Here is a 13,435-nt window from a genome sequence, read left to right as displayed (position 1 = left end):
CTCCGAGTCGCTGCTGACGGTCAACGGTGGTGACTCCCGGTCAGATCACCGTCAGGTGCTGGGGACCGGCATGTCGCACGGCGGTCAGGGCGATCGATTGGTCGAGGGTGACGAACCGGGCCTTGTTGGCGGTCGCGAGCGCCAACAGATAGGCATCGGTGACCTGGCGATGGCCGTGCAGTTTGGAGTGGTCAAAGAGCTTCGTGTCGAGCAGACTGATCGAGCACGGCCAGTACTCGTGGTGGACGGTATCGGTGGCATGGGTGAGCCGCTCGATTGCTTGGGTCGGTGTTACCGGACTTGGGTACCGAGGCTGACTGACAATGCGGATGAAGCCGTTCTGGGTTATCGCGCAGGACGCCCAGCCGTGAACAATCTCGGAGTCGAGCCACTGGCGAACGCGCCGGTGATCGACGTGATCGCTGTCGAAGAGCGCGATCAGAACGTTGACGTCCAGCAGAGCGCGTGTCACACGGCTTCTTCCTCGCGCAACTTGTCGACGAGTGCGTTCGATATCGCCGGTCCGCGGTGGCCGAACGGTTCGAAGCCGTGAAAGCTTCCGGCAGTTGGCCCCGGCTCGGCGTTCTGCTGTTGCAAAGCCTGCCGGGCGAGATCGGAAAGCACCTCGCCCGCCGTGCGCTTCTCCCGGCGTGCCCGCTCCTTCACCGCAAGCAGCACGTCATCGTCCAAAGACAGGGTAGTGCGCATACATCTGATGCTACTGCATCAGATGTGCAATCGGCGTGTGCTGAGTGGCCACCGACGGGCTCTGGAAGCTACCCCGTGCGGCAAAGAAGTTCGGCGGGGGAGTCAGACCTTTTTCGGGCCTGTTGTGACTTTGGAGTGACTTTCGCCGTTGATCGGCCGCTGGCGTCGGGCTCGCTTCAACACACGTGGTGCCCCCGGCAGGATTCGAACCTGCGGCCTTCTGCTCCGGAGGCAGACGCTCTATCCCCTGAGCTACGGGGGCGCGGTCAATGACGGCGCCATTGGGCCCCGATAGCGTAACGCATCCCAGCGGATGCTTTCTCCATCGGGCAGCACCCGGGTGCGCGGCCGCCGCCAGGGCCAGCCTGACCGGTGCCTGCAGCACCGCAGACCATAGGATGAACCCCCGTGACCCCCGCCGACCTCGCCGAGTTGTTGAAGTCCACCGCCGCAGCGGTGCTCGCCGAGCACGATCTCGATGTGACCGCCCTGCCGGAGACCGTGACGGTGGAGCGTCCGCGCAACCTCGAGCACGGCGACTACGCCACCAACCTCGCCCTTCAGCTGGGCAAGAAGGTCGGCGTCAACCCGCGGGAGCTGGCCGGCTGGCTGGCCGAGGCGCTGACTCGCGCCGACGGCATCACCGCGGCCGAGGTCGCCGGGCCGGGCTTTGTGAACCTGCGGATCACCGCGGACGCCCAGGCCGTGGTCGTCACCGACATCCTGGCCGCCGGGGCCGGCTACGGAACCGGCGACGACCTCGCCGGCCTGAAGATCAACCTGGAGTTCGTCTCCGCGAACCCCACCGGGCCCATCCACATCGGCGGCACCCGGTGGGCCGCCGTCGGCGACGCGCTGGGCCGGCTGCTGACCGCCAGTGGTGCCGAGGTGGTCCGGGAGTACTACTTCAACGACCACGGCGCCCAGATCGACCGGTTCGCCCGCTCGCTGATGGCCGCCGCGCACAAGGAACCGCCCCCGGAGGACGGCTACGCCGGTGACTACATCATCGACATCGCCGCCCAGGTGCTCCAGAAGTCCCCGGATGTCCTGAGCCTGCCGCCGACCGAGGAGCAGGAAACTTTCCGCCGCATCGGTGTGGACCTGATGTTCACCCACATCAAGGAGTCGCTGCACGAGTTCGGCACCGATTTCGACGTGTTCACCCACGAGGACTCGATGCACACCTCGGGGCGCGTCGAGGAGGCCATCGCGCGGCTGCGCGCCAACGGCGCGGTCTATGAGAAGGACGGCGCCACCTGGCTGCGGACCACCGACTACGGCGACGACAAGGACCGCGTCGTCATCAAGAGCGACGGCAACCCGGCCTACATCGCCGGCGACCTGGCCTACTACCTGGACAAGCGGGAACGCGGGTTCGGGCTATGCATCTACATGCTCGGGGCCGACCACCACGGCTACATCGCTCGGCTCAAGGCGGCCGCCCAGGCGTTCGGCTACAGCCCCGACACCGTCGAGGTGCTGATCGGGCAGTTGGTCAACCTGGTGCGCGACGGCCAGCCGGTCAAGATGAGCAAGCGGGCCGGCACCGTCATCACCCTCGACGACCTGGTCGATGCGCTGGGTGTCGACGCCGCCCGCTACTCGCTGACCCGGTCCTCGGTCGACAGCCCGATCGATATCGACCTGGAGCTGTGGTCCTCGGCGTCGAGTGAAAACCCGGTCTACTACGTGCAATACGCGCACGCCCGGTTGAGCGCGCTGGCCCGCAACGCCGCCGAACTGGGCCTGGCGGCGGACACCGCGAACCTGGGTCTGCTCACCCACGAGAAGGAAGGTGTGCTGATGCGCAGCCTCGGGGAGTTTCCCCGCGTGGTGAAAACCGCTGCCGCGCTGCGCGAACCGCATCGGATCTGCCGCTACCTGGAAGACCTGGCCGGCGACTACCACCGGTTCTACGACTCCTGCCGGGTGCTGCCGCAGGGCGACGAGCCGGCCGGTGAGCTCAACAGCGCCCGGCTGGCGCTGTGCGCGGCCACCCGCCAGGTGATCGGTAACGGCTTGCAGTTGCTCGGCGTCAGCGCCCCGGAGCGGATGTGAACGCCCACCCCGCCGGTCCCCGGCACGCCGAGGAGATCCACGCGCCCGGAGTCCCGGCCCGCCCGGGCTCGGCTGCCGAGCTGGCCCGACTGGCCGAGAACGTGTGGCCGATGGGGGCGGACCGCGGGCCCGACGGACAGGTGAGTTTCGCCGGAGTCGGTGCCGAAGAACTCGCGCAGCGCTACGGCACACCGCTGTTCGTCATCGACGAAGCCGACTTCCGCACCCGCGCCCGCCGGATCGCCGCGGCGTTCGGCGGCGGCGAGCACGTGCACTACGCGGCAAAAGCGTTCCTGTGCAGCGAGATCGCCCGCTGGGTCGAGCAGGAGGGCCTGTCGCTGGATGTGGCCACCGGCGGCGAGCTGGGCGTGGCGCTGCACGCCGGATTCCCGCCGTCGCGGATCACCCTGCACGGCAACAACAAATCCGTCGACGAACTGACCACCGCGGTGCAGGCCGGTGTTGGGCACGTGGTGATCGACTCGATGGCCGAGGTCGACCGTCTTGACACCATCGCCGGGGAGGCCGGGGCGGTCGTCGACGTGCTGATCCGGGTGACCGTCGGCGTTGAGGCACACACCCACGAATTCATCTCCACCGCACACGAGGACCAGAAATTCGGACTGTCCCTGTCCAGCGGCGCCGCCATGGACGCGGTGCGCCGGGTGTTCGAGGCGGCCAACCTGCGACTGGTCGGCCTGCACAGCCACATCGGCTCGCAGATCTTCGAGGTCGACGGCTTCGAACTCGCCGCGCACCGGGTGATCGGTTTGCTGGCCGAGGTGGTCGCCGATTTCGGGGTCGCCAAGACCGCCCAGATGAACATCGTCGATCTCGGTGGCGGACTGGGTATTTCCTACCTCCCCGACGACGACCCGCCGCCGGTCGAGGAACTCGCCGAGAAGCTGCGGGCGATCGTGGCCAGCGAGTCCGCCGCCGTCGGCCTGCCCGCACCCACGCTGGTGGTCGAGCCCGGCCGGGCCATCGCCGGACCCGGCACCGTCACCCTGTACCGGGTGGGCACGGTCAAGGATGTCGCCGTCAGCGCCACCGCGCAGCGCCGCTACGTCAGCGTCGACGGTGGGATGAGTGACAACATCCGCCCGTCGCTGTACGGGGCAGAATACGACGTCCGGCTGGTCTCCCGGGCCACCGAGGCCCCGGCGGTGCTCTGCCGGATCGTCGGAAAGCACTGCGAGAGCGGCGATATCATTGTCCGCGACGCCTGGCTGCCCGGTGACGTCGGCCCCGGCGACCTGATCGCGGTCGCCGCGACGGGCGCCTACTGCTATTCCATGTCGAGCAGGTACAACCTGCTGCCGCGCCCGGCCGTGGTGGCCGTTGCCGACGGCCGGTCCCGCCCGCTGCTGCGCCGGGAGACGCTCGCCGACCTGTTGAGTCTGGAGGTATGACGGTGATGACGGTTGGACAACGCCCGCTGGGCGTGGCGGTGCTCGGATTGGGCAACGTCGGTACCGAGGTGGTGCGGATACTCCACGAGAGCGCCGACGACCTCGCGGCGCGCATCGGTGCGCCGCTGGAGCTTCGCGGCATCGGGGTGCGCCGGGTGGCGCCGGACCGCGGTGTTCCGGTGGACCTGCTCACCGAGGACATCGAAGGCCTGTCCGCCCGCGACGACGTGGACATCGTGGTCGAACTCATGGGACCGGTGGAACCGGCGCGCCGCGCGATCCTCACCGCCCTGCGCCACGGCAAGTCGGTGGTGACGGCGAACAAGGCGCTGCTGGCGCAGTCCACCGGCGAGCTGTCCGATGCCGCTGAAAGCGCGCATGTGGACCTGTATTTCGAGGCCGCGGTGGCGGGCGCGATCCCGGTGATCCGGCCGCTGACCCAGTCGCTGGCCGGTGACCGGGTGCTGCGGGTGGCGGGGATCGTCAACGGCACCACCAACTACATCCTCTCGGCGATGGCCGAGACCGGCGCCTCCTACACCGACGCGCTGGCCGACGCGAGCGCCCTGGGCTACGCCGAGGCCGACCCCACCGCCGACGTCGAGGGCTACGATGCCGCGGCCAAGGCCGCGATCCTGGCGTCGATCGCCTTCCACACCCCGGTGCGCGCCGACGACGTCTACCGTGAGGGCATCACCAAGGTCAGTGCCGACGACGTCAAGTCGGCGCACGCGCTGGGCTGTGCCATCAAGCTGCTGTCGATCTGCGAGCGGATCACCGATGCCGATGGCTCCGAGCGTGTTTCGGCTCGCGTCCATCCGGCTCTGGTCCCGCTGACCCACCCGCTGGCCTCGGTCAACGGGGCGTTCAACGCGGTCGTCGTGGAGGCCGCGGCCGCGGGCCGGTTGATGTTCTACGGGCAGGGCGCCGGTGGTGCACCGACCGCATCCGCGGTGATGGGCGATGTGGTGATGGCTGCGCGCAACCGGGTGCAGGGCGGCCGCGCACCGCGGGAGTCCAAGTACGCCCAGTTGCCGATCGCCCCGATCGGGGTGGTGCCCACCCGCTACTACGTCAGCCTGCACGTGTCGGACCGGCCGGGTGTGCTTTCCACCGTCGCCGCCGAGTTCGCCCGCCACGAGGTCAGCATCGCCGAGGTCCGCCAGGAGGGCATGGTCGACGAGGATGGTCAGCGCATCGGCGCGCGGATCGCGGTGCTCACCCACCGCGCCACCGACGCCGCGCTGTCGGAAACCGTTGCCGCGCTGAAGGATCTCGATGTGGTGTCGACCGTGGCGAGTGTGCTGCGGATGGAAGGAACCGAGGAATGAACCAACCCGTGCACCGGCGCTGGCCGGGGCTGATCGAGGCGTACCGGGATCGGTTGCCGGTGGCCGCCAACTGGACGCCGGTGACTCTGCTGGAGGGCGGGACTCCGCTGATCCACGCTCGCCGGATCAGTGAGATGACCGGCTGCACCGTGCATCTGAAGGTCGAGGGGCTCAACCCGACCGGGTCGTTCAAGGACCGCGGGATGACGATGGCGGTCACCGACGCCGTCGAGCGGGGGCAGCAGGCCGTGCTGTGCGCATCGACCGGCAACACCTCGGCCTCGGCCGCGGCCTATGCGGCGCGCGCCGGAATCACCTGCGCGGTGCTGATCCCGCAGGGCAAGATCGCGATGGGCAAGCTGGCCCAGGCGGTCATGCACGGCGCCAAGATCATCCAGGTCGACGGCAACTTCGACGACTGTCTGGAACTGGCCCGCAAGCTCACCGCCGACTATCCGAACATCTCGCTGGTCAACAGTGTGAACCCGGTGCGCATCGAGGGGCAGAAGACCGCGGCGTTCGAGATCGTCGACGTGCTGGGCTACGCCCCGGACATCCACTCGCTGCCGGTCGGCAACGCGGGCAACATCACCGCCTACTGGCGTGGCTACAGCGAATACCACCGCGACGGAGTGGCCGACAAGCGTCCGCGGATGCTCGGCACCCAGGCCGCCGGTGCGGCGCCGCTGGTGCTCGGGCACCCGGTCAGCAACCCGGAGACCATCGCCACCGCTATTCGGATCGGATCCCCGGCCTCCTGGGACTCCGCGGTCGCTGCGCAGCAGGAGTCCGACGGACGCTTCCTGGCCGCCACCGACGACGAGATCCTGTCGGCCTACCGCCTGGTCGCGCGCAGCGAGGGCGTCTTCGTCGAGCCGGCTTCGGCCGCCAGCATCGCGGGCCTGCTCAAATCCGTGGAAGACGGTTGGGTGCAGCGGGGTTCGACGGTCGTCTGTACGGTCACCGGAAACGGACTCAAGGACCCCGACTCCGCGTTGAAGGGCATCGAGACCCCGGTGACCGTCGCCGTCGACCCGTCGGCCGTCGTCGCCGAACTCGGACTGGGGTAGCGGTACCGCTGATGTCTGTGCAGCTGCTTCCCGCCGGCCTGAGCGCGCACGCCTCGGTGGCGGCGTCCAGCGCCAACCTGGGCCCGGGCTTCGACAGCCTCGGTCTCGCGTTGAGCCGGTACGACGAGATCGACGCGCAGACAACGGATTCGGGGCTGTCGGTCACCGTCGAGGGGGAGGGCGCCGGTCAGGTTCCACTCGGCGCCGACCATCTGGTGGTGCGGGCCGTGCAGCGCGGCCTGGGGGCCTGCGGACTGCGGGCCGCAGGCTTGAACATCCTGTGCCGCAACGTGATTCCGCACTCGCGGGGCCTCGGTTCCTCGGCCGCGGCGGTGGTCGGCGGTCTGGGCATCGCCAACGGCCTTGCGGTGGCGGCGGACTGCCTGCCGCTGGGCGTACCGGAATTGATTCAGCTGTCCTCGGAGTTCGAGGGCCATCCCGACAACGCCTCGGCGTCGGTGCTCGGCGGGGCGGTCGTGTCGTGGACCACCCCGCCGGTCGCTGCCGGGTGCCCTCGGGTCTACCGGGCCGTCGGCCTGCGGCTGCACCCGGAGATCCGGCTGTTCGCGGCGATTCCGTCGGTGCGGTCCTCCACCGCGGAGACCCGGGTGCTGCTGCCCGCCCAGGTCAGCCACGAGGACGCCCGGTTCAACCTCAGCCGCTCGGCGCTGCTGGTGCTGGCGCTGACCGAACGGCCCGACCTGCTGATGGCGGCCACCGAAGACGCGCTGCATCAGGCACAACGAGCCCCGGCGATGCCGTCGTCGGCGGAATATCTTCGGCTGCTGCGCGGTTGTGGCATAGCGGCGGTGATGTCGGGAGCGGGGCCGTCGGTCCTCGGACTGACCACCGCGGCCGATATCCCGGCCCGGGCCTACGAGTACGCCGACGAGCACGGGTTCGCCGTCGAGCCGCTGACGGTCGGGCACCCGCTGGCTTGGGGCGCGGGTCCGCGACCGGCGCACTGACCTGCCACGCCGCGCGGGGCGGTTGTTGCGTAGACTAACGAGGCGGGTTATTCTCGTGCCGTCCCGGGTGACTGCGGTGTTTCCAGCGCCGATACTCCGACGACCACCAATTCTTCTTGTGTTCCACACGTGGATGGACTGCCCGCCGTATGCCGCGAATCCCGGCGATTGCCGTTGCCGAGGCGCCGGCGGAACTGCGCGCCCAGTGTCTTGCTGAGCGCACCCAACCCCCTGCATGACAACAAAAGCCGGGGTAAGAAAGGAAATCCGTGACTGATACGGACCTCATGACGGCCACAACCGGCAACGGTGCGCCCGGAGGGAAGCTCGACAACGCCCTGACCTCGATGTTGCTGCCCGAATTGAAGGCGCTGGCCGGCCAGGTCGGCGTCAAGGGCACCTCGGGGATGCGCAAGGGCGACCTCATCGCCGCTATTCGCGCGCACCAGGCCGGTGGCAGCGGGTCGCCCGCCAAGGGCGCCGCGCCGGCCAAGGCCGCACAAGCGGCACCCGCCGCGCAGGCTCCCGCCACCGACGCCCCCGCCGCGCAGGCCACCGACCGTCCGGCCGCCGCCGAGGCGCCGGCCGCACCCACCCAGACGCAGGTTGCCGAGCCCGCGAGCGAAGGCGGCGAGCCCGCGCGTCGCGAGCGTCGCGGCGCCTCCCGCGACGCCGGCGCCACCGCCGGTGAGCAGGGGCAGCAGGCCGGCGCCGGTGGCGCCGAAGGGCGCCCCGAGCGCACCGGCCAGGACGGCAACCGCGGCAACCGCGGCAACGGCGGTAACCAGGGCGGCAACCAGGCCAACCAGGGCGGTGGGAACCAGAACGCCAACCAGGGCGGCGGCAACCAGAACGCCAATCAGGGTGGGAACCAGAACGCCAACAACGGCAGCGCCGATGACGACGACGGCCGCGGCGGCCGTCGGGGCCGGCGGTTCCGCGATCGTCGTCGCCGGGAACGCGGCGGTCCGGCCGGTGAGGGCGGTGACACCGACCTGCGCGAGGACGATGTCGTGCAGCCCGTCGCCGGCATCCTCGACGTGCTGGACAACTACGCGTTCGTGCGGACCTCGGGCTACCTGGCCGGACCCAACGACGTGTACGTCTCGATGAACATGGTCCGTAAGAACGGCCTGCGCCGCGGTGACGCGGTCACCGGCGCGGTCCGGGTGCCCCGCGAGGGCGAGGGCGGTGGTGGCGACAAGAACCAGCGGCAGAAGTTCAACCCGCTGGTCCGCCTGGACACCGTCAACGGCGGCCCGGTCGAGGCGGCCAAGAACCGGCCCGAGTTCGGCAAGCTGACCCCGCTGTACCCGAATCAGCGGCTGCGGCTGGAGACCACCCCGGAGAAGCTCAGCACCCGGATCATCGACCTGATCATGCCGATCGGCAAGGGGCAGCGCGCGCTGATCGTGTCGCCGCCCAAGGCCGGCAAGACCACGATCATGCAGGACATCGCCAACGCCATCACCCGCAACAACCCCGAGTGCCACCTGATGGTCGTGCTGGTCGACGAACGGCCCGAAGAGGTCACCGACATGCAGCGCTCGGTCAAGGGCGAGGTCATCGCCTCGACCTTCGACCGGCCGCCGTCAGACCACACCCAGGCCGCCGAGCTGGCCATCGAGCGGGCCAAGCGCCTGGTCGAGCAGGGCAAGGACGTCGTCGTGCTGCTCGACTCGATCACCCGGCTGGGCCGCGCCTACAACAACGCCTCCCCGGCGTCGGGCCGCATCCTCTCCGGTGGTGTGGACTCCACCGCGCTGTACCCGCCCAAGCGGTTCCTCGGCGCGGCCCGCAACATCGAGGACGGCGGCTCGCTGACCATCATCGCCACCGCGATGGTGGAGACCGGCTCCACCGGTGACACGGTGATCTTCGAGGAGTTCAAGGGCACCGGTAACGCCGAGCTCAAGCTGGACCGCAAGATCGCCGAGCGCCGGGTGTTCCCGGCCGTCGACGTCAACCCGTCCGGCACCCGCAAGGACGAGCTGCTGCTGAGCCCCGACGAGTTCGCGATCGTGCACAAGCTGCGCCGCGTGCTCTCCGGGCTCGATTCGCACCAGGCGATCGACCTGCTGATGAGCCAGCTGCGCAAGACCAAGAACAACTACGAGTTCCTGGTGCAGGTGTCCAAGACCGCCCCGGGCGGCGTCGACGCCGACTAGTCCCCGTCAGGGGACCAACACGGTGCGTGTCCCGGACGGCTCGCCGTCGGCCCACACCTCGGCGACCTCACGCAGAGGGTGGGCCTGCGTGTCGATGTGCAACCGCCCGTCGGCGGCGAGGGTGAACAACTCCGGGAGCAGCTCGGTCCTGACCCGGGCCAGGCCCTCCTGCGGCACGCTGCCCAAACCGGTGCCGATCAGCTCCACGCCCGCGCTGCGCAGAATGCCTGCGGGCAGGGTGATGGTGGGCCCGGCCATCGATCCGATCTGGACAAAGCGGGTGCGGTGGTACGACGCGGTCAGGCCGGCGTTGCCCAGAACGGCGAGCAGCTGCTCGGCCGGCGCTCCCCACAGGTAGTCCAGAACGACGTCGATCGGGTATTCCCGGTGCAGCTCGACGAGGTGTTCACCGGCGTCGCCGTCCAGAACTATGCTCTGATCGGCACCCGCGGTGCGCAGCCGATCCAGCCGTTCCCGATTGCGCCCGACGGCCACCACCCGGCCCGCGCCGAATCGTGCCTTGGCCAGTTGGACGGCCACCGATCCGGTGACCCCGGTCGCACCCAGCACCACGACGGTCTGACCGGGCCGGACACTCGCGGCGTACTCCAACGAGAACCAGGCCGACAATCCGGCATTGGGGACGGCCGCGGCCAGCGCCGGATCGATGTCCGCCGGTACGTCGGCGGCCAGCTCGGGGTCGACCAGGGTGCGCTCGGCCATCAGGCCGTACGGCTGGGTGGCGTTGGCGTACACCAGGCGCCCGTCGTCGAGCCGGGCGATCCCGTCGATCCCGGCTACGAACGGCAGGGCCAACCCGGCGCTGCCGTAGTGGGTGCCCGCGACCAATCCCCGGTCGAGGTTCTTGATCGCCGCGGCCACCACGGTCGCCACCTCGGTGCGGCCGGTGGGTATCGGGTCAGGGAAGTCGGTATAACGCGGGGTGCCGAAGGTGTCGACGACGGCGGCTTTCATCACGGCTCCTGGGAATGTCGGGGTGGACCGCCCAGGTTAGTTCGGCAGTCTGGGAATCAGCCTCGGCGCAGCGCGGGCAGGAGATAGCGCCGCAACTGGCCGACCAGCGCCGCGCCGTCGTCGGGATCGAGCAGGTCCGACGGGATGGTCGTGACACTCAGCACCACCCGGGCCACCCATTCGCACGACTCGTCGAGGTTCTCCGCGTCGATCTCGCCGCGGTCGGCCGCGGCCACCAGATACGGGCGCCAGAAGGCCGCCAGATCGGGCACCAGGCCGGAGACACCCGCGCCGGCGCAGGCGGCGAACTCCTCGGGCTCCTCCTGGCGCAGTCGCATCAGGAGCGCCCCCGGGGAGTCGTAGGCCGAGCGGCCCAGCTGCACACCCGCGGCGATCTGTTCCATGAGCCCGTCGACGGCCTCCAGGGTGGCGTGCGCTTCGCCCCAGTAGGCGTCGTTGAGCCGGACCAGCGCGGCGCCCAGCAGGGCCACCTTGTCCGGATAGTGCCGGTAGAGCCAGCCGCGGGAAACCCCGGCCAGCTCGGCCACCTCGGAAACCGTCGTCGCCCGGATGCCCTTGTCCCGAAGACACGTTTCGGCAGCGTCCATCAGGCGCTCACGTACCGTTTTCGACGGTGTGGCGGTTTCCACCGGCCTCCTCCTTGCGGGTGTGCAGGGTGATCGAGGATTCTGCCAGGATCCCGACGCTACCGGGCGCCGCACCTGGCTGGTAGACACTTCTGTAAATCTGTTCACAATCCCGGGAGCTCAGATGGCCGAGACGCTTCAGCAGTTGCTCCGCGAACGCGCCGGGCACGACGGCGTCGCCGTCAAGTACGGTGACCGCAGGCAGACCTGGCGCGAGCACGTCGCGGAGGCGTCGGCGCAGGCCGCGGCCCTGATCTCACTCGCCGAATCGGGCCGGACCCTGCACGTCGGCACCCTGCTCGGCAACACCCCCGACATGCTGACCGCGCTGGCTGCCGCGGCGCTCGGCGGCTACGTGCTGTGCGGTATCAACGACACCCGCCGCGGTGCGGCGTTGGCCGGCGATATCGCCAAGGTGGAATGCCAGATCCTGCTGGTCGACGAGGCCCACCGGGAACTGCTCGACGGCCTGGAACTGCCGGGCGTCGCAGTCATCGACGTCGGCACCGCGGCGTGGCCGCAGCGGGAACTGACACCGCAGCGTGAGGTCGGTCCCGACGACACCTTCATGATGATCTTCACCTCGGGCACCAGCGGCGCACCCAAGGCGGTCCGGGTCCCGCACGCCATCGTGCTGTTTTCCGCCGGCGCGCTGGTGGCCCGCTACGGGCTGACCGACGAGGACACCTGTTACCTGGCCATGCCGCTGTTCCACTCCAACGCCGTCTATGCCGGGTGGGGAGTGGCTCTGGCCGCCGGCGCCGCCATGGCACCGGCCGCGTTCTCCGCGTCGGCGTTCCTGCCCGACATCCGCCGCTACGGCGCCACCTACATGAACTACGTCGGCAAACCGCTGGCCTACATCCTGGCCACCCCCGAATCACCCGACGATCGGGACAACCCGCTGCGGGTGGCGTTCGGCAACGAGGCGGCCGACCGCGACATCGAGGAGTTCAGCCGCCGCTTCGACTGCAGCGTGTGGGACGGCTTCGGCTCCACCGAGCTGGCCATCATCATCACCCGCTCCGAGGACACCCCGCCGGGCAGCGTCGGCCAGGGTTTCCCCGGCGTCGCGATCTACGACCCGGTGACCCTCACCGAGTGCGAAGTCGCCCGCTTCGACGACACCGGAGCCCTGGTCAACGCCGAGGCCGCCACCGGAGAACTGGTCAACACCGGCGGCAGTGGGATGTTCCGCGGCTACCACAACGATCCGGATGCCACCGACGAGCGACTGCGCCACGGCATGTACTGGTCCGGGGACCTGGCCTACCGCGACGCCGACGGCTGGATCTACCTGGCCGGGCGCACGTCGGACTGGATGCGCGTCGACGGAGAGAATCTCACCGCCGCGCCCATCGAGCGCATCCTGCTGCGCGCCCCTGCGATCAGCCGGGTGGCGGTCTACCCGGTGCCCGACGAGTTGGTCGGCGACGCGGTGATGGCCGCGATCGTGCTGCGCGACGGCGCCGAACTCACCCCGGAGGAGCTCGCCGAGTTCCTGGCCGCTCAGCCCGATCTGTCCCCGAAGGCTTGGCCGCGCCATGTCTGGTTGGCGCCCGACCTGCCGAGCACCGCCACCAACAAGATCCTCAAGCGCGAGCTGATCGCCCGCGGCTCCGCCGCCGACGGCCGCGCCCTGTGGCACCGCCACGGCCGGGCTTACGTGCCGGAATAGCCCCGCCTCAACCGCTGTTTAGGCCGATGGCGGATGACCTGGCATAATCGACCGTCGACCACCTCAAGGTTCCGGTTCACGTCCATAACCCCAGGATTGGGTGGGCGACCCGGCGGCCGACGATTGCAGAGGACACCATGAAAAGCGGCATTCACCCCGACTACAAAGAGACCACCGTGGTCTGCGGTTGCGGGAACTCTTTCACCACGCGCAGCACCAAGGACAGCGGCCACATCGTGGTCGAGGTCTGCTCGCAGTGCCACCCCTTCTACACCGGTAAGCAGAAGATCCTCGACAGCGGCGGCCGCGTCGCCCGCTTCGAGAAGCGCTACGGCAAGCGCACCGCCGGCGCGAAGGCCGACGCGCAGAGCTAGCCATGACACCGGCGCCCGTAACCGTCGTTTCAACGACCGGACG

12 protein-coding genes and 1 tRNA gene are annotated in these 13,435 nt (G+C 69.5%); 8 read left to right on the top strand and 5 right to left on the bottom strand.

The window, feature by feature from the left end; translation table 11 throughout:
• Positions 1-40 precede the first annotated feature (40 nt).
• The 3 genes from G6N16_RS18230 to G6N16_RS18220 form a co-directional block, all read right to left on the bottom strand.
• Positions 41-472: a TA system VapC family ribonuclease toxin gene (locus tag G6N16_RS18230; RefSeq protein ID WP_083029110.1), complete on the bottom strand. Its 432-nt coding sequence runs from the start codon at positions 470-472 to the stop codon at positions 41-43.
• Positions 469-708 (bottom strand): ribbon-helix-helix domain-containing protein, encoded by a 240-nt coding sequence (locus G6N16_RS18225; protein ID WP_083029109.1) that lies wholly within the window; start codon positions 706-708, stop codon positions 469-471. The genes G6N16_RS18230 and G6N16_RS18225 overlap by 4 nt, the downstream gene beginning before the upstream one ends.
• Positions 709-894: 186 nt before the next feature.
• A tRNA-Arg gene (locus G6N16_RS18220) sits at positions 895-970 on the bottom strand.
• A 146-nt stretch (positions 971-1,116) separates the two neighbouring features.
• On the opposite strand from G6N16_RS18220, the gene argS reads away from it, so the two are divergent.
• The 6 genes from argS to rho all read left to right on the top strand — a co-directional run bounded on the left by argS (position 1,117) and on the right by rho (position 9,718).
• Positions 1,117-2,769 (top strand): arginine--tRNA ligase, encoded by a 1,653-nt coding sequence (gene argS, locus G6N16_RS18215; protein ID WP_083029108.1) that lies wholly within the window; start codon positions 1,117-1,119, stop codon positions 2,767-2,769.
• Positions 2,766-4,181 carry a diaminopimelate decarboxylase gene (lysA, locus tag G6N16_RS18210; protein WP_083029107.1) on the top strand — a complete coding sequence of 472 codons (1,416 nt, stop codon included), beginning with the start codon at positions 2,766-2,768 and terminating at the stop codon, positions 4,179-4,181. The genes argS and lysA overlap by 4 nt, the downstream gene beginning before the upstream one ends.
• Positions 4,182-4,186: 5 nt before the next feature.
• Positions 4,187-5,512 (top strand): homoserine dehydrogenase, encoded by a 1,326-nt coding sequence (locus tag G6N16_RS18205; RefSeq protein WP_083029200.1) that lies wholly within the window; start codon positions 4,187-4,189, stop codon positions 5,510-5,512.
• On the top strand, positions 5,509-6,582 hold the full coding sequence (gene thrC, locus G6N16_RS18200) for a threonine synthase (protein ID WP_083029106.1): 1,074 nt from the start codon (positions 5,509-5,511) through the stop codon (positions 6,580-6,582). Before G6N16_RS18205 ends, thrC begins: the two co-directional genes overlap by 4 nt.
• Before the next feature lie 8 nt (positions 6,583-6,590).
• Positions 6,591-7,550: a homoserine kinase gene (gene thrB, locus G6N16_RS18195; RefSeq protein WP_234805708.1), complete on the top strand. Its 960-nt coding sequence runs from the start codon at positions 6,591-6,593 to the stop codon at positions 7,548-7,550.
• A 287-nt stretch (positions 7,551-7,837) separates the two neighbouring features.
• A complete protein-coding gene (gene rho / locus G6N16_RS18190; RefSeq protein WP_083029104.1) occupies positions 7,838-9,718 on the top strand; it encodes a transcription termination factor Rho in 1,881 nt (626 codons plus the stop codon).
• Between the two features lie 6 nt (positions 9,719-9,724).
• Here rho and G6N16_RS18185 read toward each other — a convergent pair whose 3' ends face one another.
• Positions 9,725-10,693 carry a quinone oxidoreductase family protein gene (locus G6N16_RS18185; RefSeq protein WP_083029103.1) on the bottom strand — a complete coding sequence of 323 codons (969 nt, stop codon included), beginning with the start codon at positions 10,691-10,693 and terminating at the stop codon, positions 9,725-9,727.
• Between the two features lie 56 nt (positions 10,694-10,749).
• The gene (locus G6N16_RS18180; protein WP_083029102.1) at positions 10,750-11,301 is read right to left on the bottom strand and encodes a TetR/AcrR family transcriptional regulator; all 552 of its coding nucleotides are present in this window, start codon (positions 11,299-11,301) and stop codon (positions 10,750-10,752) included.
• A 163-nt stretch (positions 11,302-11,464) separates the two neighbouring features.
• On the opposite strand from G6N16_RS18180, the gene fadD1 reads away from it, so the two are divergent.
• Positions 11,465-13,018 (top strand): fatty-acid--CoA ligase FadD1, encoded by a 1,554-nt coding sequence (fadD1, locus tag G6N16_RS18175; protein ID WP_083029101.1) that lies wholly within the window; start codon positions 11,465-11,467, stop codon positions 13,016-13,018.
• Positions 13,019-13,155: 137 nt separating this feature from the next.
• Positions 13,156-13,392 carry a 50S ribosomal protein L31 gene (gene rpmE / locus G6N16_RS18170; RefSeq protein ID WP_083029100.1) on the top strand — a complete coding sequence of 79 codons (237 nt, stop codon included), beginning with the start codon at positions 13,156-13,158 and terminating at the stop codon, positions 13,390-13,392.
• Positions 13,393-13,435: the final 43 nt, after the last annotated feature.

The organism is Mycolicibacterium insubricum (assembly GCF_010731615.1).
In the GTDB taxonomy this organism is placed as follows: Bacteria; Actinomycetota; Actinomycetes; order Mycobacteriales; family Mycobacteriaceae; genus Mycobacterium; species Mycobacterium insubricum.
The sequence above is the reverse complement of the archived record's forward strand: the minus strand, read 5'-3'. Positions and strand labels throughout refer to the sequence as shown.